The organism is Olleya sp. AS48, assembly GCF_038900355.1.
Taxonomy (GTDB): Bacteria; Bacteroidota; Bacteroidia; order Flavobacteriales; family Flavobacteriaceae; genus Olleya.
In genome coordinates this window covers 100305-122546 of sequence record NZ_JBBMRD010000003.1, presented here as the reverse complement: position 1 = coordinate 122546, position 22242 = coordinate 100305, and the positions used below count along the sequence as shown (strand labels likewise).

25 protein-coding genes are annotated in these 22242 nt (G+C 30.5%); 4 read left to right on the top strand and 21 right to left on the bottom strand.

Going from position 1 to position 22242, the window contains the following annotated elements:
• Positions 1–161 precede the first annotated feature (161 nt).
• The 17 genes from WNY60_RS05620 to WNY60_RS05540 form a co-directional block, all read right to left on the bottom strand.
• Positions 162–2777 (bottom strand): T9SS type A sorting domain-containing protein, encoded by a 2616-nt coding sequence (locus tag WNY60_RS05620; protein WP_342861760.1) that lies wholly within the window; start codon positions 2775–2777, stop codon positions 162–164.
• Positions 2778–2902: 125 nt separating this feature from the next.
• Positions 2903–3397, bottom strand: a complete 495-nt coding sequence (locus tag WNY60_RS05615) for a CAP domain-containing protein (RefSeq protein WP_342861759.1) — start codon at positions 3395–3397, stop codon at positions 2903–2905.
• Positions 3398–3621: 224 nt separating this feature from the next.
• Entirely contained in the window at positions 3622–4335 is a 714-nt protein-coding gene (locus WNY60_RS05610) for a LytTR family DNA-binding domain-containing protein (protein ID WP_292947959.1), read from the bottom strand.
• Between the two features lie 13 nt (positions 4336–4348).
• A complete protein-coding gene (locus WNY60_RS05605) occupies positions 4349–4666 on the bottom strand; it encodes an Hpt domain-containing protein (RefSeq protein ID WP_145003931.1) in 318 nt (105 codons plus the stop codon).
• Positions 4653–5717, bottom strand: coding sequence for an ATP-binding protein (locus tag WNY60_RS05600; RefSeq protein ID WP_342861758.1), 1065 nt, complete (start codon positions 5715–5717; stop codon positions 4653–4655). The genes WNY60_RS05605 and WNY60_RS05600 overlap by 14 nt, the downstream gene beginning before the upstream one ends.
• Complete coding sequence (locus WNY60_RS05595) at positions 5717–6850, bottom strand: FIST N-terminal domain-containing protein (protein ID WP_342861756.1); 1134 nt, start codon at positions 6848–6850, stop codon at positions 5717–5719. Before WNY60_RS05595 ends, WNY60_RS05600 begins: the two co-directional genes overlap by 1 nt.
• A gap of 2 nt (positions 6851–6852) precedes the next feature.
• Positions 6853–8811: a PAS domain S-box protein gene (locus WNY60_RS05590; RefSeq protein ID WP_342861755.1), complete on the bottom strand. Its 1959-nt coding sequence runs from the start codon at positions 8809–8811 to the stop codon at positions 6853–6855.
• Entirely contained in the window at positions 8811–9350 is a 540-nt protein-coding gene (locus WNY60_RS05585) for a heme NO-binding domain-containing protein (protein ID WP_145003944.1), read from the bottom strand. Before WNY60_RS05585 ends, WNY60_RS05590 begins: the two co-directional genes overlap by 1 nt.
• Positions 9351–9353: 3 nt before the next feature.
• The gene (locus WNY60_RS05580; protein ID WP_145003948.1) at positions 9354–9767 is read right to left on the bottom strand and encodes a response regulator; all 414 of its coding nucleotides are present in this window, start codon (positions 9765–9767) and stop codon (positions 9354–9356) included.
• Positions 9768–9888: 121 nt separating this feature from the next.
• The gene (locus WNY60_RS05575) at positions 9889–10158 is read right to left on the bottom strand and encodes a hypothetical protein (RefSeq protein WP_145003951.1); all 270 of its coding nucleotides are present in this window, start codon (positions 10156–10158) and stop codon (positions 9889–9891) included.
• A 119-nt stretch (positions 10159–10277) separates the two neighbouring features.
• Positions 10278–10643 carry an MmcQ/YjbR family DNA-binding protein gene (locus WNY60_RS05570; RefSeq protein WP_339808688.1) on the bottom strand — a complete coding sequence of 122 codons (366 nt, stop codon included), beginning with the start codon at positions 10641–10643 and terminating at the stop codon, positions 10278–10280.
• A 17-nt stretch (positions 10644–10660) separates the two neighbouring features.
• Positions 10661–10798 (bottom strand): hypothetical protein, encoded by a 138-nt coding sequence (locus WNY60_RS05565; RefSeq protein WP_186439215.1) that lies wholly within the window; start codon positions 10796–10798, stop codon positions 10661–10663.
• A gap of 116 nt (positions 10799–10914) precedes the next feature.
• Positions 10915–11523 (bottom strand): DUF4230 domain-containing protein, encoded by a 609-nt coding sequence (locus tag WNY60_RS05560; protein ID WP_145003957.1) that lies wholly within the window; start codon positions 11521–11523, stop codon positions 10915–10917.
• The gene (locus WNY60_RS05555) at positions 11524–12273 is read right to left on the bottom strand and encodes a cyclase family protein (RefSeq protein ID WP_339808686.1); all 750 of its coding nucleotides are present in this window, start codon (positions 12271–12273) and stop codon (positions 11524–11526) included. It abuts the gene before it with no gap.
• A 2-nt stretch (positions 12274–12275) separates the two neighbouring features.
• Positions 12276–13403, bottom strand: a complete 1128-nt coding sequence (hemW, locus tag WNY60_RS05550) for a radical SAM family heme chaperone HemW (protein WP_342861754.1) — start codon at positions 13401–13403, stop codon at positions 12276–12278.
• A 35-nt stretch (positions 13404–13438) separates the two neighbouring features.
• Complete coding sequence (ruvC, locus tag WNY60_RS05545; protein ID WP_339808684.1) at positions 13439–13993, bottom strand: crossover junction endodeoxyribonuclease RuvC; 555 nt, start codon at positions 13991–13993, stop codon at positions 13439–13441.
• Positions 13994–14623: a cell envelope biogenesis protein OmpA gene (locus WNY60_RS05540; RefSeq protein WP_342861753.1), complete on the bottom strand. Its 630-nt coding sequence runs from the start codon at positions 14621–14623 to the stop codon at positions 13994–13996.
• A 49-nt stretch (positions 14624–14672) separates the two neighbouring features.
• Here WNY60_RS05540 and WNY60_RS05535 point away from each other — a divergent pair, with 49 nt between their 5' ends.
• From WNY60_RS05535 to WNY60_RS05520, 4 genes are read left to right on the top strand one after another with little or no spacing between them, the layout of a single operon-like run.
• Positions 14673–15647 (top strand): hypothetical protein, encoded by a 975-nt coding sequence (locus WNY60_RS05535; protein WP_342861752.1) that lies wholly within the window; start codon positions 14673–14675, stop codon positions 15645–15647.
• Positions 15641–16774: a glycosyltransferase gene (locus tag WNY60_RS05530; RefSeq protein ID WP_342861751.1), complete on the top strand. Its 1134-nt coding sequence runs from the start codon at positions 15641–15643 to the stop codon at positions 16772–16774. Before WNY60_RS05535 ends, WNY60_RS05530 begins: the two co-directional genes overlap by 7 nt.
• Positions 16775–16824: 50 nt before the next feature.
• Positions 16825–17697, top strand: a complete 873-nt coding sequence (locus WNY60_RS05525) for a hypothetical protein (protein WP_342861750.1) — start codon at positions 16825–16827, stop codon at positions 17695–17697.
• A 1-nt stretch (position 17698) separates the two neighbouring features.
• Entirely contained in the window at positions 17699–18436 is a 738-nt protein-coding gene (locus WNY60_RS05520) for a Bax inhibitor-1/YccA family protein (RefSeq protein WP_342861749.1), read from the top strand.
• Between the two features lie 9 nt (positions 18437–18445).
• Here WNY60_RS05520 and WNY60_RS05515 read toward each other — a convergent pair whose 3' ends face one another.
• The 4 genes from WNY60_RS05515 to WNY60_RS05500 form a co-directional block, all read right to left on the bottom strand.
• Positions 18446–18922 carry a hypothetical protein gene (locus WNY60_RS05515; protein WP_339808678.1) on the bottom strand — a complete coding sequence of 159 codons (477 nt, stop codon included), beginning with the start codon at positions 18920–18922 and terminating at the stop codon, positions 18446–18448.
• A gap of 58 nt (positions 18923–18980) precedes the next feature.
• Complete coding sequence (locus WNY60_RS05510) at positions 18981–19682, bottom strand: PDZ domain-containing protein (RefSeq protein WP_342861748.1); 702 nt, start codon at positions 19680–19682, stop codon at positions 18981–18983.
• 132 nt (positions 19683–19814) lie between these two features.
• A complete protein-coding gene (locus tag WNY60_RS05505) occupies positions 19815–20954 on the bottom strand; it encodes a tetratricopeptide repeat protein (RefSeq protein WP_342861747.1) in 1140 nt (379 codons plus the stop codon).
• On the bottom strand, positions 20955–22241 hold the full coding sequence (locus WNY60_RS05500) for a M56 family metallopeptidase (RefSeq protein WP_342861746.1): 1287 nt from the start codon (positions 22239–22241) through the stop codon (positions 20955–20957). It abuts the gene before it with no gap.
• Between the last annotated feature and the right edge of the window lies 1 nt (position 22242).

Sequence of the window (22242 nt, the reverse complement as noted above, 5' to 3'; positions counted from 1 at the left end):
AGTTAAACACCTTTTTATTATCAAAGAAAAAATAACAGCAAACTTCTTAAATAAAAAAAGGGCAAAAGATTTCTCTTTTACCCTTAGTGAGTAACCAACTGTATAAAGCTATTATTAGTTATTAGGTTACCACGTATCAATCAACAAACTAAATGAAATTGTTACTTTATTAGCAACTTTAAGGGATTGTAATGTGTTTTAGCACTTGATAATTTACAGATATATAATCCAGAACTTAAATTTTGTCTGCTTAATGCTATCTGGTTTTTACCAACTTGTGCATTTATTGTTTTATTATAAACTACTTTACCTAACTGATTGTAAATAACTAACTGTACTGTTTCAGATTGGGTAGTAGTAAAATGTAAATTTGATGTATCTACCATTGGATTTGGGTAGGCTGTAATACTATTTTCTAAACTTGTTGTCTCAAAATCATTAACAGATAATGTTGTCCCTCTAGAAAAACGCACATCTTGTAAATTCATTTCTTTAGTCACAGTACTTCCATCTTCACTAACCATAGTAAAAACAATAGTAACAATGTCATTTGCATCTAAACCTAATGATAAGGTAGATGTGAAATCAGCAAACGAAAGTGCGTAGTTTTGAAAATTATCTGTTAAAGCAATAGTGGTCTTGTATTGTTCTTCCCAATTGGTAATACTTTGCTTCACTAATGTAATCTCTAAGTTTCCTGTTCCTTTAGCTTTTAATTTAAGACTATTAAAATCTGTTAAATCAACAGCTTTAAAACGTGGTGTTATCGCTCTGTAAGCTGCAAAATAAGTGCTTGTGGTTGCATTAAGCGTCACATTACGTTCAATTGGAAAATCTAAACTATTAAATGTAGTCGTGTTTTCTGTAACATTATAATTATTGACGTTAGTAGACACCTGAGAGTCATCAAAACCCCAAGGACCATCAGACATAAATAAATCATCAGGAGTATTAATTCCATCTCCAATTCTAAATCCAATATCAAATAAATGTCCTGTTGGTACTGTTATCTCTGTAATGTAATTTTCGTTTAAATCAAGACTGCTAGACGTGTAGTTAAAATCACTAGTTTCAGTAGTTCTAAAACCAGAATCAAAAGCAACAGTGTTAGTCGCATTTGTATTTATTATTTGAAGATCTAAAGCACCATTGTTATATTTTCCTTTTCTAACAAATACAGTTGGAGGCGTTGATAGTTGATATTCCGAAATTGGCTTTACCGTATCCAATAAGTTTAATACCTCTTGAGCTAAATTATATAAATCATCAATTGAGTCTGACCAAATTTGGAAATTATAAAACGTTACATCTGATTGATATAAATCTAAATTCCAATGTGACTCTATTGCAAAATTAGCATCAGCATTGTCTAATTTAGCCGACAAACTTAACACATACTCAAAACTACCATCAGCGTTTTTAATAATTGATTTAATAAACGGTTGATCGTTGATAGCTATGGTTGACACCGAAATTAACTCGGCTCCTAATAATCTATCACAGATATATTTTGTGTGCTCATACACACCATTTTCTGTTTTTAAAGCTAAAATCGAAGCAATTGAAGCACCTCCTTGCATGTAGTCTACTGAGTATACCTCTGTAGCGTTAGTAATATTTAGTAAGTCTAAAGGTGTTGAGTCTATTGCATAATCTTCATTAATAGTTGTTAATGGTATAAAATCTTGTAATTGAAAACTAGTACTTGCTGATCTATAATTAGAATACAAATTACTTGTATCTCTTGTTACACGTTTTGCAGATTTCTGGTCAAATTTATAACTTGATTTTGCTCTATTAAAATTACGTTTATTAATTGCTTCAGACAATCTTCCGTTACTTTCTAAACCACCATCATTAGCTGTAGTTGGAGGTGCAATTACATCACAACTTCCAAATCCAGAACAAGATGGATCTTCACAATCAATTAAACCATCACCATCATCATCAATACCATTATCACAAATTTCTTGTGCTACTGGAGCAGTAGGACAACGTGCACCATCATTACTTGCACTTGAAGGACCAAAAGCAAATAAGTTAGAATCCATTATAGTTGAAGGCGTTACATCCTGTACATTTTGGATAACATATACTGTTCCTGTTTGATTAGCAGACACGTAAAAACGACCATCTGCATCAAAATAAACAGCTCCATAAGTATAATTTAATCCTGACAAAATTGGCACTTCACCTAAAGCCTGAACAGTACTTGTAGTTGGATCAATACGGTATAAAATATTTGTACTTTTTTCTACTGCATATAAATTTCCATCCACTGCATTAAAAGCCCAATCGTGAATACTAATATTTTGAGATAAGTTTTCTGTAGATAAATATTGTGTATATGTAGCTGAGCTTGGATCTAAATCTACTTTAAAATAACTAGTTCCACCTGCTTTAAAATAATAAATTCCGTCTGGACTAATATCTCCAACATATTTATTTCCTGAGGTCAACTCTGGAATAGTAAACGTTGTTGTTTGAAAATCGCTACCAATTCTTACTATTGTTTGAGATGGCGAGCTTAAATAACCCCAAATAAATCCATCAGCTGGGTTGTAAGCTGCTGCATTAATATTACCTGGAGTAATATCCTTAGCTGCTAAAAAAGCATTACCAGAAGCTAAGTCAACAGCATAAACATCATTATACTGAAATAAATACGCACTATAATCACAATTAAAAGGTGTGTCTTGTGCTAGACTAGAAACGCTTATTAATAGTATTGCTAGTGCTAATATTTGATTTTTAATAGAGTGTAATATTTTAGTCATGATGTAGTTGTTTATTATTTACAAGACAAATTTACTTGTAATTCTTGCTGGAAAACTCGTTTTTCGATTGATGCTTTGTAAGTGTAGACGAATGGTAATTAACTGTAGATAAACTAATTTTACGTTTATAGTTTTACAAAAATATTAGTAAAATAGTTTTTACCTTCTGCATCTTGTTTTGTGGATATACCAATGTTTGTTGCTTCTGGGTTTTCTATATTTTCTCTGTGACTTTCGCTATTTAACCAAGCATTAACTAAAGCTTGCGCATTACTAAATCCAAAAGCAACATTCTCTGAAACTGTCTTTGCATTAACCGTTTGTTTTAGATTTTGAGAACGTAAATAAAAATAGTCATGACTTGGTGTACCTTGAGTAACCATATATTGATTATGATCAATAGCTTCTTTTGAAGCTTCATTTAAAATAGCCAAACTTGATAATCCTTGAGAAATTCTGTAATTATTAATCAACTCTATAATCTCATAATCCAATTGCGTGTATGATACATCTGCGATTATAGCACTATAGCTTTCAGGTGTATTCACCTCTTCCTCTACAGAACAAGACATTAAAAAAATATTGAATAATACAATTAGGGTTACAGTTAGTTTTTTCATCTTTATTTAGTTATTTGATGACAAAACTAATTTTAAAGCTTGCTGGATTTATAGTTTTTCGATTAGTGCATTTTAAACTATCGACGAATGGTAATAATCAACAGATTAGCTAATTTTTTTACCTTACGTCTATGATTTGTTTAAAAACAACACAAATAAAACACTACCTAACGTGTTAATAAGATATAAGTTAGTTACGATGCAAACAATTTAAAAAGATACTGTTATAGTAAATTTAAACGTTTCATTAATTCTGGTCTATTAGATCGACTTACAGGAATTACGTCTTTTTTGATTAATACACTATTGTCCTCGATATCAATAATTTTTTTAATATTAATAATGTAAGATCTGTGGACTTTTAAAAATAAATCATCGGGTAATTTATCTTCAATTTTTTTTAATGTAGAATGTACTGTATAATTTTTATCCTCTGTTTTAACTTGAATATAGTCACCTTTAGCTTCCACTAAATAAATACTTGGAATATCAATTTTAATTAAACGTCTATCAATATTAACATACAAATCGTTGCCAGAAGAGGTTTCTACATTTTCAGATTTTGAAACTGGTTTAGCTGTCGTTTCCTTTATTGATTCTGCTTTATCAATTGCTTTTTTAAAACGCTCTAAAGTTATAGGTTTAACTAAATAGTCAACGATACAGTCGTACTCAAAAGCTTGAATAGCAAAATTTGGATCTGATGTTGTAAGTACTATTTTAGGTGGATTTTTAAGGGTTTCGATAAAATCAAAACCAGTAAAATCAGGCATATGTATATCTAAAAAAATTAAATCTACTTCGTTTTGATTTAAATATTTTATGGCTTGCATTGCATTTGGAAACTCTTCCAAAACATTTAGACTTGGTACATTTGAGCACAATTGAGAGATAATCATCCTTGCTGTAGCTTCGTCATCAATGATAATACAATTCATATTTTTTTTATATTTAAATTTCTTCTAGATAGTTTGTTATGCTTTGCAATATCGCTTCAAACTGATCTTTAAGATCTGTAGTACCGTCTAACAAATTGTTTTCGTATGCTACTGCGACTTCATAACCTTTTTCCAGGCCTAAAATACTAATTTTATGCTTAAGTTTATGCACATTATCTGCTGCTAATTTAAAATTATTAGCTTCAAAATTATCAAAATAGACTTGTTTCTCTTCTGGATACTCTTTTTTAATAATATCAATTAGCTTTTGTTTGAAGGCTTCATCACCTCCTGATAGACTGTTAATGTAGGATTGGTTAGGTTGTTCCATTTGGGGATTTTTTTAAAGTGAAATAAAATGTTGTACCAACATTGACTTGAGATTCTAGCCAGATTTTACCACCATATAATTCGACAATTTTTTTAACTATAGACAATCCAATTCCTGTTGAGTCTGGATTGTTTTCTAATTTTATAAAGGTTTTAAATATTTTATCAAAGTAGGATTTATCAATACCCTTACCGTTATCTTTTATGTAAAATTGCCAGTAGCTGGCTTTATCTTCTGCTCCAATTTCAATAACGCCTTGGTCTTTATCATTGTATTTAATAGCATTACTAATAAGGTTTTGAAACAATTGTTGCAACCTATATTTATCACCTTTTATTACTGGTAAATTGGTTTTAGTAACACTAATATTACTTGGTACATGAATAATTTTTAGAATGTTTTCTATTAGCAGATTAGCATCCACATCATAGGTTTCTATTTGATTTTTACCAATCGTAGAGTATTCTAAAATACCACTAATAAGCGTGTCCATTTTCTCCACGTTATCTCTTATTAGATCTAATGTGTTTTTTCCGTTACTATCAAAAACCTCAGCATAGTCTTCCGTTAACCAAGACGTTAAAGCGTCTATACTACGAAGTGGTGATTTTAAATCATGAGACACCATGTGTGCATAGTCACTAAGCTCCTGATTTTGGTGCGCCAGCTCATTTAATAATGCTTGTTTTTGTTTGTTCATTTCAATAATCTCCTTGGTTTGATTATCGATAAAGTCAACTAATTTTGAACCTGTAAGTTCTATATTTTCAGTTTTTTGATCTTCTTCTAGATTATAAAACTTAAGCGTATCTATAACACTTTTTAGTTTTTGAATAACCACTTTTTGTTCTTCAGCTTCGTTTTGTAACTTACGATTTGCTGTATACAACTCGTCAGAACTAATAGACATTGCTCTTTGAATCATATGTGATTGCTCGTCAAAATTATTGTAAGAGCTACTTATAGCATTAAAAAACTCTGAAAGTGCGTCGTTGTTTTTTAAATCTTCACTTAAATATTTGCGTATCTGTCTTTTTAATAATGAATTCATTATTCGCTAATTAGCGTTATAGTCATGGTTTGATTATGTAATTGACACGCAACTTCGCCATGAAATGGTGCTATTTCTCCGTAGGAATAAAATCCGCTAATGACTGTCTCAGTACCTATAACCTCAATAACTTCTTCAATTTCTTCTTCTACACGTTGGTCTAAAACAATTTTTCTACCAATACAACTTACCAATATGGCTAATTCTGGTTTGTTTTTTCTGTGCGTTAAGGCTTGGGTTGCTGCACGCTCTGACGCATTAGCTATGTGATCCACGTTGGTCATCATTAACTGTACTTTGGAGTTTTCTTTGATATCTCCTGCTAAAATTACAGCATTTTCTGCTTCGTTTATATTTAAAATTGAACGTACTATGGATTGATCTTCGTCTTCCGACTTTACATTTAAAGGATATAATAAAGCTGCTCCTGGAAGGTCTCTAGCTTTGTCACCTAAATACGTTTTATATAAGTCTAAAGCTGGTTGATCATCCAACTCGTACAACACATTACCACTAGATTTAGTAACAATACGCTCTGGACCAAAAGGTGTCCATCCACCATGAATTGAAAACGAAATCTCAAGTGTGTCTCCATAAAACCCTATAGCAACTAGCTCTCCTTCTTTTGGGTTTTCATTATAAGATGCTAATGTTTTTTCAAAACGCGCATCATCACCGCATAGTCCACCTGTTATTAATAGGTTGTCATTTGTAGCAGCACTCATCCCTTTTGTTAATTGGCTTCCGTTAATAAAACTACCTTCTGAGACTACAAAAGCATATTTTAATCCTTCTTCAGGAAATTGTTTTATCAATTCGTTTCCTGTTTTAAAACTATCTAAATCTTTGTTTAGAACGTTACTAGTTTTTATTAAAAACTTACTTTTTTCAAATTGTATAGCTGTAACTGTAATACTATTTTGATTAACTGTATTAGACGAAATTTCTGCACAAGAAGATGCAAAAACAATATGCCCATCAGGAAAAATTTGTCTAAGATCTTGGTATACCGTTTTTTCTTCCAACATAAATCTATTTCCAAAAACCAATACTAAAGGCTCTATTAGATCCTGTTTTTCAACAACATATTCCCAATTTTTATTTTTATGTTTTACTAATTGTACTGTTTTCATTGCTATTTTTTTAATGTAAAATAAAAAGTGGTTCCTACAGTTGGTTGACTATCTAACCAAATTTCTCCGTCATGTAAATTAACTATCTTTTTTACAATAGATAATCCAATTCCTGTAGAGTCTTTACTTTTGTTAAGTGCATGGAATATTTTAAATATTTTATCATGAAACTTTTTATCAATTCCCATACCATTATCTTGAATTGAAAACTTGTAGTGACTTTTTAAATCCTCCACATCTATGATAATATGTCCTTCTGTTTTATCAATAAACTTTACTGCGTTACTAATTAGATTTTGAAATAACTGCTGTAATTTGGTTTTATCACCATTAATATTTGGTAATGTTTTAAGGCTTTTAATGTGTATATGGTCAGGAATGTAAAGCATACTAATTAGCTCACTAACCATACTATTTAAATCTACTTCAGATTTTGCTGTATTATCAGCTCCTACGCTAGAGTAATTTAAAACATCTGTAATTAGTTGCTCCATTTTTTCTAGAGTAGATTCTATCAATGCAAAATTTTGAAGACTTACATCGTCTAACTTTCCTTGATTGTCTTCTTTTAACCAACTAACTAGTGCGTCTATGCTTCGTAAAGGCGATTTTAAATCGTGTGAAACAATGTGTGCATATTCTTGCAACTCGTCATTACTTTTTTCTAATTTGGCTAAAAGTTTTTCTTTTTGAAGCTCTAAATTTTTAATTTCGGTGATGTCTAAATGGATCCCAATTGACCCTACAATGTCACCTTCTATATTATAATTAGGTGCACCACTAATTAACCAATATCTTATTTCTCCAGATTTATTTTTAACCTTAAGCTCATAGGAATTAGACAATCCTTTTTGGCGCTTTTTATTTTGTTCTTTTATAACGTCAGAACCATCTTCAATTGGAAAAATTTGTGCTGCATTTTTTCCTTTTAATTCCTTTTCTGTATAACCTGATAATTGCTCAAAACTTTGATTTACCATTAATATTTGGTCTTGATTATCAACCTCAATCAGACCTAAATTCATGTTAGCAATTATGTTGTAATATTTTTGTTTTTGTGCTTCTAAACTTTTTCGGTAGGTACGATTTAAGGTCACATCTTTGAATGTCCACAAATACCCTTTGGACTTTTCGCTAATTATAATTGGTGTATAATTACGTTCTAAAATTTTACCATCAACCATTTCTAGTTCATCACCAAGTACCACTTGTTTAGCCTCATCAATTGCTCTCATTCTTTTTAAAAAGCCATCTGGATCTTTAAATAATATTTTATTTTGCTCTGAAGCTGCTTTACAATCTATACCTATTAAATCTTTGGGAGTTGTATTTATTCCGAAAAGCTCACAAAATTTATTATTAGTTAGTACTATGTTTCTGTTTTCATCTTCCAAAACAATACCACTATCCAAATTAACAACTAGCGATGCTAATCTGTTTTCAGATTCTATTAATTTTTCTTCAGAAATTTTTTGATTGGTGATATCTCTAACAATACCTTGTGCAGCAACTGGCTTTTTATCTTTATCAAAAATAATACTAGCATTAATGTGCACCCATTTTACCTCTTTAGATTTGGTGTATACTCTGGCTTCATAACCTTTAAAAAAACCCTTAGTGTATAACTCATAAAAAGAAGTCATAGCGTATTGGTAGTCTGCCTTATATATAAGATTGGTAACATTTACTTTATCTCTAGAGACATCGTAACCAAATAATTTTGTTGCAGCTTCGTTAAATTTTATGACATCGCCTTGAAGATTCATTACGACATAGGCATCAGCTATATTCTCGAAAACGCCTTGTAGCTGTGACGATTTTTCGTCCAATAACTGCTCTAATCTTTGAGATGTAAAGTAGAGTTCTCTTGATTTTTCTTCAAGAATTTTTTCAGCAGCTTTTCTTGCTGCCTTTTCTCTAGTTAAAGCACGCTTTAATATTTCTGACTGATCTTGACTCATTAATTTTTATTAATAACAAATCTAACTTCTGTACCGTCTTCTTTAATTTTTTGTAAATCTATAGTTGCTGTTGCATTAAAATGCGCGAATGTTTTATTCATTAACCCTAAACCAAAGTGATGCATTGCTCTGCTTGAAGTATATATCATTACTAAAGAGTTTTCAGTTTTTTCCACTACTTCAAACGTTGGTAATTCTGCGTCAGGATAAATTTTTCTAACTTCTACATGAATATGATTTTCAATAGATGAAATCATCTCGATTGGATCTTTATAGGTTGCTAAAAGTCCTGGATAACTATTTTCTATTACACTAAAAAAGTGCTCTGCATAAACCAGTAATAAGTTATCTATTGAAATACCAGTATTTTCGCTTAAATGCGTTAAAAGCTGAAGCATTTCTGAAAAACTATACGTCCCAACAGCTGTGTAAACTCCATCGGATTCTAGCGTAGAGCTGGTTATTATATTATCAACCATTTCTAGACCAAACTTGTCTTCTACTAACTCTAAAAATTCTGTAAAAACTATACCCTTCATTACTTATACTACTATTAATTCATTTATACTCCAATAGGCTAATAATCTTTCAATTTTGATTACGTAATCCTCATATTTTAAAGGCTTAATCACATATCCTGCTACACCAGTTTTATAACATTCTAACAAGTCTTTTTGGTTATTAGACGTTGTCAAAATTATTGTAGGAATATATTTTAAAACATCATCCTTCTTTAAAATTTTTAAAAACTCTATACCATTAATTTTAGGCATGTTTAAATCTAATAAAATTATGTCAGGTAAGTTGTCTTTTTTCTCTAATATTTGCAATGCAACTTCACCATTATTAGCTTCAATAATAGTATGATCTAATTTTAGAGTAGAAATTGTTCTGTTCAATTTCATTATTTCAATCATGTCATCTTCAATTAGAAGAATTTTCAGTTTTTTAATCATCTTGAGGGTATTTGTATTAATCCGTCGAAATTTACCCCTTAATCAAGGTTTAAAATTTATATTTCGGTTAGACATTAATAACTGTCGACGGATAGCATTTAAGTGTCGACGAATGGAAAATCTACTTTTGTTTTTTATAAAAACGAATAGATTGTATTGTATTTAGCTTAGCAGACTGCTTAATTATAGATAGCTCTTGAAGAAAACTAAGAGAATAACTATCTACGTCTTTATTATCTAGATGCATTTCAAAATTTGAAATAAATTCTAATTGCTTTAAATTTAAATACAAACTTTTACTATACTGGTTGTCATACATATTATCTAATGTATTGTCTTTAACATTAGTTATGACTTTTATTTTGGCTTTAAAAAAATTGAGAACACTCATACTGTGAGAATATATGTTTAATGGTGTCAAAGGTAACATGGTATATAGTGTTGAATTTTTTATTTCTTTAAAAGAGAATTATATATAGATAAGTTGCAGTTAAGTGTCGATAAATGTTTTTAAGACTCTAATTCTAACCGCATTTTTTTAGTCATTCCTTTGATTACCATATCATAGGAGTGGTCTATTAATTGCTTTATAAATTCTGGTTTTAAGTCGGCTTTATGGATGTAGACCGTATTCCAATGTTTTTTATTGGAGTGCCAACCAGGTACTATGCTTTCATGAGCTTCACGAAGGTTTATAGCATATTCTGGGTCGCACTTTAAGTTTATAGATGCTAGTCCACGCTCCCATTTTTCTAGTGGTACTAATGCAAACATTTTACCTAATACTTTAAACACTAAGGTACTTTCATCAAACGGAAAAGAATTGGTAACCTTAGGCTTACTTAAGCAATAGGTACGTAATTGCTCTATATCCATATAAAGTCAAATTAATTTTATTTTTGATGTTTTGTATTAGACTTGCTAGATTGCCTCCTTAGTTTTTTTAAATAATGGGCTTCTTCCTTAGTTGCGATTGGCGGAATGTCTAGACTTAATAAAGTATCATTAATGTATTGTAAAAATTTGTTCATAACTAATAGCTTTGGTTCTATAAATCAAGGTATTAAAACATAAATAGGTTACCACAAATATACATCCTTAAAACATCAAATCTGACTAAATACCGATTTAATCGACCAAATGCACTTTATTTTAATAACTTATCTTGTTTAGCACTAATTTTTAAAGCAGAATAGTCCAAAGTCCAACCAATAGTTTCTACAATATTTTCAACAAGAAGTAAAGATTCTAAAGCTTCTTTTTTAGCCACATTATACAATCCGCTTTCTGGAACTTTGTCTCTAATATGTTGCTTAGCTTCCTCGCTTAAATTGGTCAAATCTGTGGCTTCAAATCTATTAAAGTAGCCATCTTTTTTATCGTAATAATTAATATTAGTCTCGATAGACAAAATTTCTGGCTGCGGAAAATGACTAATAGTTACGGTCTTTTTTTTATGGTTTGATGTTAATTCAATTTTATTAAAATCGTAGCCAACATAGGCTTTAGCATTAATTACTACTAAGGCTTTTTTCTTGCTTGACACTAATTTTAAAAACCGTTCTTTAACGTCTTCATAGTGATAGATTTCGGCAAAGTCCCCTTCTACAGTTATAAATTTACAGACCTTTTTTATTTTATCCAATAGTATAACAGACTGTGCTGTTACCTTTTTTTTGTTTTGTAAATGATTATAAAGCGTGTAGACACCTAACCCTAGGATTCCTCCTATAATTAAAGTAAAAAATGTTTCCATTTAATTTTCGATTTTATATAATATAGGTTTACTTGGTGTTGCATCATTCTCGATTGGAGCGATTTGAAGATTTAAAATATACTTCCCATCTTCAATTTTGTTTGACACGTATATAAACTCTGTAATTGTGGCATCTTTTCTAATCTTACCATTAAAATCCCAAAAGGCTTTATGTGCTAATAGTTTGCCATCATCCTTCTCTTTATCAATACTTGGTAAGTCAATCAATAAGTGTTTTACTCCTATTTTTTTTATAAATAAAGCAGCCTCCTCTGTTAAATAAGGCCAGTTTGTATTAGAGTATTGTCTAGATTTTTTCTCTTTAGTATTAGGCATTGTCCTTATAACTAAAGCCTTAGGTTTACGCTGTTTTAATAAATATTGTAGTTGCGCTTTTGATATCACCTGATCCTCTCCTATTAATTCTGGTGCTACAGAAATAACTTCAGCTAAATAAAAAAACTGTTTTAAGCATTTATTTACACTATAAAACTGCTCTGTAATATGACCAACACACTCAGTATGTGTACCATGTGCATGTGGATTAAATTGAATGTTATTAAAATTTATCGATGCACCTTCTTTAACGCTTGCTGTCCAGTCGTTAACCACAACAGGTTCTATTTTAGGAGCATCAACATACCAAGCATTAGCATTGGATATTGAAGCGCGAAGTGGCATAGATATGTCTAAAGGTTGCGCTAAGTTTACGGTATATTTTTTATTGTTTATGGTTATTGTAGAAATCAAAATTAGATAATTTTAAATAAGTCCGAAGCAATTCCGTCGCTTAGAAACTTACCGGTTTTTGTTGTTTTTAAGTTGTTATCCTCAATATACAACATTTGTTTGTTTATATACTGATTAGCTTGTAGCAACAAGTATTCCAAAAAAGATTCTCCAAACTGTTTTTCAATTTTATCTAACGAAACTCCCCAAATAGTACGTAATCCAGTCATGACGTACTCATTATACTTATCATTTACAGTCAAAGTTTCTACCTCCAATGGTAATTGATTAAGATTAATTTTGGAGATATAAATCGCGTTGTTTTTTACATTCCAAGCACGTTGACCTCCATTAAAACTATGAGCAGAAGGTCCAATTCCCAAATATGGTTTACCTAACCAATAGGCACTATTGTTTTTACTATAAAAGCCTTTTTTTCCAAAATTGGATAACTCGTAATGATCAAAACCTGCTTGCTCTAATTGCTCTATTAAAATATGAAATTGCTCGTGTGCCAAATCGTCATCCACATTGTCTATAATCCCTTTTGCAATAAAACTAGCTAGTGCTGTTTTAGGCTCAACGGTTAAAGCATAACTAGAAATATGTGGTACACCAAAGCTTAATGCAGTTTGTATATTATCCAACCATTCTGCATTTGTACTATTTGGTATTCCATAAATTAAGTCTAAACTTATATTATCAAAATATTGGGTTGCTAATTGCAAACAGCGCTTAGCTTCTTGCGCATTGTGTGCACGATTCATTAGTTTTAAATCCTTTTCATAAAAAGATTGAATACCAATACTAAGTCTATTAATAGGACTTTTAGAGAGTTTAATTATAACCTCTTCGTTTAAATCGTCAGGATTTGCCTCTAAGGTGATTTCTGGATTATCTGTGACTTTATAGTTTAAATAGACACTATCTATCAAGTATTGCAATTCGTCTGCAGACAAAACACTTGGTGTACCTCCTCCAAAATAGATGGTTTCTACCGTTATATTTTTAAACTCGTCTTTACGTAATTCCATTTCTTTCGCTAAAGCGAAAATAAGCTGATCTTTCTTTTTCATGGACGTCGAAAAATGAAAGTCACAATAATGACAGGCTTGTTTGCAAAACGGTATGTGTATGTATATTCCTGACATTTTATTAAGCTATTAGTTGTAAAATATAAGAGTTTCTATTTTTTAACGCGCTTTTCATTCTGCTTTACAAAACTTGCCCAACCTGTATAACTTTTACCAATCTCTACACGTCCTTGATTGTAAAAATGGCACACAGCTGCTCCAAGTCCATCCATCGAATCTAGATTTTTTGGTAAGGTTTTAATACCCAACATGCTTTGTAACATTTTAGCAACTTGCTCTTTACTAGCATTACCATTACCTGTAATTGCCATTTTAATTTTTTTTGGTGCATACTCTGTTATTGGTACTTCGCGACTTAATCCTGCAGCCATAGCCACACCTTGTGCACGACCTAACTTAAGCATACTTTGTACGTTTTTACCAAAAAAAGGTGCTTCGATAGCAATCTCATCTGGATGATGAGTTTCAATTAGCTCTATGGTACGTTCAAAAATTAATTTCAACTTTAAATAATGGTCATCGTATTTTTTAAGATCCAATTCATTTAATTGAATAAGACTCATTTTTTTGTTAACCACCTTTATTAAACCAAAACCCATAATGGTTGTTCCTGGATCAATACCTAGTATAATTTGTTCTTTACTCATTTAGTTACATGTATAACAACCACTTAATGATACAGCCACACCAACAGTTACAGTCAACATATTGCCATTAAAAGATCCATAACCTTCTGTAATTGGATCAAAATTGTCTGCAAAACCTAATATATAGGAGGCATCCACAAACGCTGAAACTGTTTGACTTATTCCGTAGTGAAACTCCATGCCACCCATTGCATTTAAAAACGAGGTTTTATTATCACCATAATCTCCTAATGGTTTTATCATAGAGTAACCAGGACCAACATGAAATAACATTCCAGTTCCAAACGGTAAAAAATTAAAATCGCGTGTAGCATCATACACAAACTGTAAATTTACACGTGTGTAGTTTGTTTTAAACTCTGGTGTATTATCTGCATTTGCAAAACGGTTATAACCAAAGTCTAATTTTGCTCCTAATTGTGGCGTAAACATACGTTGAACACCTAAATTTATGGTTGGAAAATTAATACTATTAGCTTCAAAGGGAGTCACCAATCCGTCTTGTGATGGACTGTTAAAACCTACAGCAAATAAGGCTTTCCATTTACTAGTTTCTATTTGTGCCTCTGCTGTACTTAAAGTAAAAACAGCAATTAATAGTAAGCAATAGTGTTTGATAGTAGATAACATTGTGTAATATTTAGTTTAATTTGCAAACGTCAACATTGGCGCAACTTTTATGCACAGCAACTTGCCTTACAAAACTAAACAATTCTTTTTTGTACTTATTAAATTAAGTATAGTTGTTGGTGCATTTTATTTTATCTACCAAAAACTACTTTATAATGACACTTTAAATTTTAGTCATTTTATTCACTTTTTAAACCAAAACAAACTGTTTAGTCTAAAAAACATAGTGATTTTAAGTTTTTTAAGTGGTTTAAACTGGTTTATAGAAATTATAAAATGGCGTTTTTTAGTATCCAAGCTTAAGGTTCTGTCGGTTTTTGAAGCTTCAGAGCAAAGTTTAGGTGCCTTAACAGCATCTTTATTAACACCTAACCGTATTGGAGAATATGGTGCCAAAGCCATTTACTACCCAAAAGCGCACCGAAAACGCATATTACTAATCAATTTAATTAGTAGTATGATGCAAATGGGTATTACAGTTATTTTAGGCGTTATTGGTTTTATTTTATACCATAATACGTACGACACAACTATTGATTTTATTAAAATATCAAGAGGGTTATTTATAGCTATTATTATTTTTGTGATAACACTATTTGTATTAAAACAAAGTAAGTATAAAATAAAGGGGTTTTCTATTCAAAAAATAACAAATTATATCAAAACACTAGGTTTACCATACATTACAATTGGCTTAGTACTATCGTTATTACGATATATAATATTCTCTTTTCAGTTTTATTATATTTTAATCCTTTTAGGAATTGAAATAAGTTATCCTAATGCTATGGTAATAATTACAACACTGTATTTACTAGCATCTATTATTCCGACAATTTCAATTTTTGATGTGGTTATAAAAGGAAGCGTTGCCATTTATTTATTTGGATTTGCTAACATTGCAGAACTTCCTGTTTTAAGCTGTGCGTTAATTATGTGGTGTCTTAATTTTGCATTACCAAGCCTAATTGGAAGCTATTTTGTTTTACGCTTTAATCCAATAAAAACCAACGTTAAATGCTAATCACCTTTGTAATTATTACTATTCTGTATCTGTTTTTAATAGGCTTTTTTGTACTAGGGTTTGATAAAGTAAAACAATTTAGACTACAAGATATTACACCAAAGACCACGTTTACGGTAATTATTCCGTTTAGAAATGAAGCCGAAAATTTACCAGAATTATTAGACTCTCTTTTAAACTTAAATTATCCTAAACATTTATTTGAGGTTGTTTTAGTAAATGACGACTCACAAGATGATTCGGTTAAAACCATTAAAAATCAACTATCTAACAACCAAACCACTCAGTATAACATTAAAATAATAGACAATCAACGCGAAACAAATTCACCAAAAAAAGACGCTATAACATCTGCCATTAAACAAGCTAAACACCAATGGATTATTACCACAGATGCAGATTGTATTGTACCCATTTACTGGTTAGATAGTTTTGATAACTTTATACAAAGTCATACTGTAAAAATGATTGCTGGACCAGTATGCTATAATCAAAACAAAGGACTATTAAATTATTTTGAAACTTTAGATTTTTTAAGTCTAATTGGCGCTACCATTGGTGGTTTTGGCATCAATAAACCATTTTTATGTAATGGCGCAAATTTAGCTTATCAAAAACAGTTTTTCAAACAACTAAATGGTTTTGAAGGCAATACAAATATTGCCAGTGGTGATGATATTTTTTTAATGGAAAAAGCTTTAAAAACTGATAATCAAAGCATTCTGTATTTAAAAAACAATCAAGCTATAGTTACCACAAAACCACAAAGCAATCTTAAAAACTTAACATCACAACGTGTACGTTGGGCTAGCAAAACTAGCAATTATAAGAATAATTTTGCCAAAACTGTTGGGCTACTAGTATTACTAATGAATGCTAGTCTTGTAATTGGATTACTATTAGTGACTTTAGGACTATTTGCATTAAAACCTTTTGCTTATCTGTTTTTTATAAAAGTAGCTATAGACTTTATACTAATTTATAAAGCTTGCCAATTATTTAATAAAGAAGAATTGCTTAAGCATTATTTGTGGAGCTGTTTTATTTACCCATTTTTTAGTGTTTATATTGCCTTTATATCTATGTTTACAACCTATAAATGGAAAAACCGAACATTTAAGAAATAGCTTTTTCAGCCAAAAACATTTACTTTAGCATTAAACCAAACTACAGCATTATGAAAACCCTAGTTTTATTTTTAGCCTTAAGCTTTACAACGCTTACTATTGCACAAAACTCGTATACGTTTAATAACGAAAAAATTGAACTTAAAACAGAGGTAGAGGGTGACTACCACTTGTTATGGAACACCTTTGAAGGACGTTATCGTTATTTTATTAAAGGTCAAAATGAAGCCTTAACAGAATTGACAAACACTAAAGGTGCAGACAATAAATATGATAATGCTTATCAAACTACTTTAAAGGCTACAACAGGACAAGATGCCTCCAAAGTAAAACTAACACTTTACAGTCTAAAAAATTTTATTAACCAAGCCAATGCATCAAGCGATGCTAGTTATACATATAATAGCGATAAGCCAAAATTAAAAACTAGAGTTGGTATTTTTAGCGGTTTAACCAACCATCCTTTTGTGGTTAATCCAGACAATAAATCTGTACCCTTTTTTGGAGCAGAATTGGAAGTATTTCAGGACAATCCAACACCAAAACATTCTGGGTTTTTAAATATACGTAGTGCAGGAGATACTGACGATTTTAAATATAGCGCAACCCAAATTGCTTTAGGTTACCGATTTAGATTTTTAAACAAACCAAGCTTTAATATTTACGGACAAACTAAGTTTGCTACTTTTACTACATCCAAAACTACTATTACCTATCAAGACCCTAACAATACGGAAACAATAATTATTGATGAAGTAAAAAATTCTGGGTTTGATGTGCCTTTAATTTTTGGTTTAGGAGCCGATTACAAATTAGGAAATGGGTATATCACGCTTGTTGTGGATTCGTTATTTGCAGCTTTTATAGATATCGAAGGTAACTTTCCTTTGGATCTTGCTTTAGGCTATAAGTTAAATTTATAACATGCGTTATTTAGAAAAAACTTCTAATCCAGCATTTACAAATTACTTTTGGAAAAATCAAAACCCTGCTTCTGGTCATAAAATGACAGTTACAGGTATTATGACCAAAACCTTATTTTGTTTACTAGTTATAACAACTATTGTTGTTGCCATCTGGAAGCTATATGCCAACGGAACCAGTATTAAATGGTTTGCTTCTGGAGGTATGCTTGCTACTATTGTTATTAGTATTGTGCTTTCTGTTAGACAACAGTGGGCTCATGTTTTAGTACCATTATATGCTGTCGCAAAAGGCTTTTTTCTTGGTGGTATTACTGCTTATGCTCAGGCTAGGTTTCCGGATTTACCGTATCAAGCCATAGGTGTAACTATCGTAACCTTTTTTGTGGTTTTGTTTTTATATCAAACCCGTTTAATTGTAGTAACCAACACCACTAAAAGTGTTATTATTACCGTGTGCACGACTATATTTTTAGTATATATTATCTCTTGGATTTTAAGCCTTTTTGGAATTAAATCTTTTATTTGGGGAACCTCTTGGCTAGCTATTGGTTTTAATATTTTTGCAGCCATTTTTGCTGCATTATCCCTTTTACTAGATTTTGATTACATAGAAAGACAAAAAAACAAAGCTTCCAAGTACAAAGAGTGGATGGCAACTTGGGGACTTTTAGTTACTTTAATTTGGTTGTATGTTGAGATTTTAAGACTAATGAAAAAGTTTGCTATTAGATTTTAATAACCACCATTAATTAACCCGTAAAACTATAGGTAATTTAAACTGAGACTTTACCTGTTGTCCACGTTTGATAGCTGGATAAATTGTAGGTAGCGTATCCAGGCTATTAGTAATTATAGTTTTAATTTCTGGAATTTCTAGGGTAGTAATACTATCTATTTCTATAGCATTTATAACTAATTCTCCTTTTTCTGAAATTAATAAGGATAATAAAATTGTGTCATTTATATCCTGAGACACAATAATAGTTTGTTCTTGCAATTTACTTGAGATATGATTAGCTAAGGTTGTCTCAAAACACTGTTTAGCATCTAATTTTGACTGTAAAGTATCGCAAGTTTTAAAACTTGGATAACTGTCTACTTCTTTCCAATTAAAAGTTTTGAGTTCTTTTTTTAAAATAGCTTCAGAAGAGGTCTTCTCTACATCAAAATATTGACAAGAGGCCAACATCAAACACAGTAAGAAAACAGCTATTTGCTTCATAATTAACTAATATAGCCGAAAAGTACAACTTTTTTAAATGACAGAAACTGGTATGTTATTAATTTCTTTTAACTACAAACAGATTAGAATAGGTTGTATTGTCTTTTGAAATTTTTAATACATAGACACCATCCTCTAGTTTATCTACATTTATGACTTCGTTTAAATCACCTTTAGTAAAGCGTTTTTTGTATTGTTTTACAAGTACACCATTAGTCATGTAAATAGCAAAATTATACTCACCTTTAAGGACCGCTTTAAAAGCCACATTTAACTGGCTTACTGCAGGATTTGGATAAAGACTAATATTTTGTTTAGATAAGGTAGTTGTTATTGCATCGCAGCACACTTCCTCTTGAACTACTTTGGATGATTTAGCACCTAATGTGATTGTTTTTACACTTATTTTTCCGTCACGTTGAATCGTTAACTTTACAGTATCAAAAGGCTGATAAGCTTTTACAGCATTCATAGCATCACCTCTTCTATTTACTTCTAAATCGTCTATTGCCAAAACTAAGTCGTAGGGTTGCAAGTTGTTTTCTGCAGCAGCAGTATTATCTATTACTTTTAGGATAATAACACCTTGATCAGTTTTACTTTCTTTATCACATGGACTACCAAACTGAACACCTAAAAAAGCAGTTTCGTATACTATTTTATCAATTGTGCAGGTTTGTTTACAATCATTAGCGGTTTGTGCATTTACTATACTTGCAAAACTTAATAAAGCAAAAATCAAGGGTAGACATCTTTTCATAATAATAGAAATTTAATACATTTCAATATATAGTATTTTTCATACAAAGTTATTAATTATACTAATAAATTTGATTTTTGATATAAATCCTAGATAAAAATCCAATTATACCGATGATCTAACAATATGAATTTATTCGGTTTTATTTTGAAATTTTTCGCTTTTGTACGTCGCTAATTTAACCTTTAATATTTCTGAATATTTACTGTCCGGAAATTGATTAATATACTTTTCAACCTCTTTTTGTTTAGCGTCAAGGTCTTTAAAATAATCCAATTTTGTAAAGGTCCTAAAAAAGTAATTAGACTCTGTCTTTGGATTTTCTTTTATTGCATTAGTAAAAGCCTGAATCGCTTGGTCTGGTTTATCTTGTAAATTGTATAAAACACCTAATTTAGCATACTGCTCATCCAAGGGTTGATCCTGCAGTTTAATTGCTTCTAAAACATGCTTTTCGGCTAAATCATATTCACGGATTTGTTCATAATTGATACCTAATAAATAATGATTATTAGCATCCTTTGGGTCTAACTTTAAAGCTAGGTCTAAATATTTTATAGCCTTACTGTAATAGTAAACTTTACCATAACAATACCCTAATTTTTCGTAAACAAACTTAGTTGTTTCGCCCAAATCTAAGAGTTTTAAAAACTGACTTATGGATTCATGGTACTCATTATTTAAATAGTATTTTTGAGCAATAAGTCCTATTAATTGCTTGTTATTGGGATAGGATTCTAACCCTTTATTTACATAATCTTCAACTTTTTTAAATGCTCTTTTTTGGAGACTGTATTTAGCCAATTCAAAAATTACTTTTTGATGTGTTTGATCAAGTTGAAAGGCTTTTAAAAAATTATTCTGAGCAGTTTCAAAATCGTCTGAAGCATTACCAACCAACCCTAAATAATAGTAGTAATTAGGGTTAGATTGATCTGCTTTTATTAGGTCCATCAAATGGTTTTTAGCTTGGACTAATTGACCATTTTGAAACAATAATTTACTTAATTCAAACTTAAATAAAAGATTATTTGGACTATTTACTACTGACTTATTATAGTAGCCTACTGCTTGGTCATAGTTGCCTAAATATTGATAGGATTTGGCTATTTTATCCGTATAATCTGCAGTATTATCTAACTGATTATAAAATTGGATTGCCTTAGTGTAATTTCCGTGATTATATAAACTATCTGCAGTTTCTAGAATGGATGTTTGAGCGTTAACACTAACAAATAACAAAATACTTACTATGACACTAAAGGTTTTCATTTATTTAATTTTAAACGCGATTGGTAAACCGTAAACAACATCTACTGCTTTACCTTCATGCATACCAGGTGTCAATTTAGGTAAATTATTTATTACACGATTGGCTTCTGCCTCAAGATCAGGATGTATTGCTCTTGACATGACATCAATAATCTCACCTGTTTTACTTATTTTAAAACTTACAAACACCTTAGTGATTCCTTTTTTTAAATCTAAATTATCAGCTAATTTAGTATTAAAATTGTTTAGGACATGATTAGATACTTGATCTGAAAAACATTTTTTTTGTTGGTCTTTGTCAACAAGCGTTTTACAGGCTTCAAATAAAGGGGATTGATCAATAGCAGAAAATGGCAGGTCTACACCTATTTGCTTACTGTTGTTTACATCTAATGTTTCGGTCTGCATATTTACTATTGGGTCTTTGGTTGCTTCACTTTCGTTGGAACAAGATGAATAGACTAACATTCCTAAAACCATAGGAATTAATAATAAATACTTAACTAAATGTGTCTGTTTCGTTTTTGATTTTTGTAACATAATGATTCGTTTTTTGATTAATGATTGATTGAAAAATGGATTGATAAAAGCATACGTTTTAACATTAAAAACTTGCTGTAATAATTGTTGATAATACTCGGATTTATTGAATTTTACTGCATTTTGATCCGCTAAAAATTCGTGAATATTACTAATTCTGATTTGATATAAATACACTAAAGGATTAAACCATAACACAATCTTTAAGACCTCAAACCACAACAAATCAAAGGTGTGTTTTTGTTTGGCATGTATCTTTTCGTGTTCAAAAACAGATTGCCTCTGAGTGGTTGTTAATGTATCTCCTAAAAAGATATAATTAAAAAAAGAGAAGGCTGTGTTTGTATCTTTTAAATGGACAATAGTTAAGTTATGATATTGGCTTTTTGGATTTTGATGGATAAGTTTTATAATCTTAATTAGCTTGATAATAAATAAAATAAAAATAAATAATGTGACCAATAAATATCCATTAGTTACTGTAAATACAGTATTACTAAACTCATATGTTGGTGATTGATTATTTAAATTCCCTAAAACTAATTCTGGCAATACCATTATAGATGATGTATCTATTAGGTTATTAAACCCACTAACTTTAACTAAGGGAATAACTAATGACAATAAAGATGTAATTAACAAATACAACCTATTGTGACTAAAAAAAGTATCTCTTTTTAAAAACAAATCATAGACTATTAAAAATAATAGCTGAAATAAAATACTCTGAAACAAATAATTTATCATG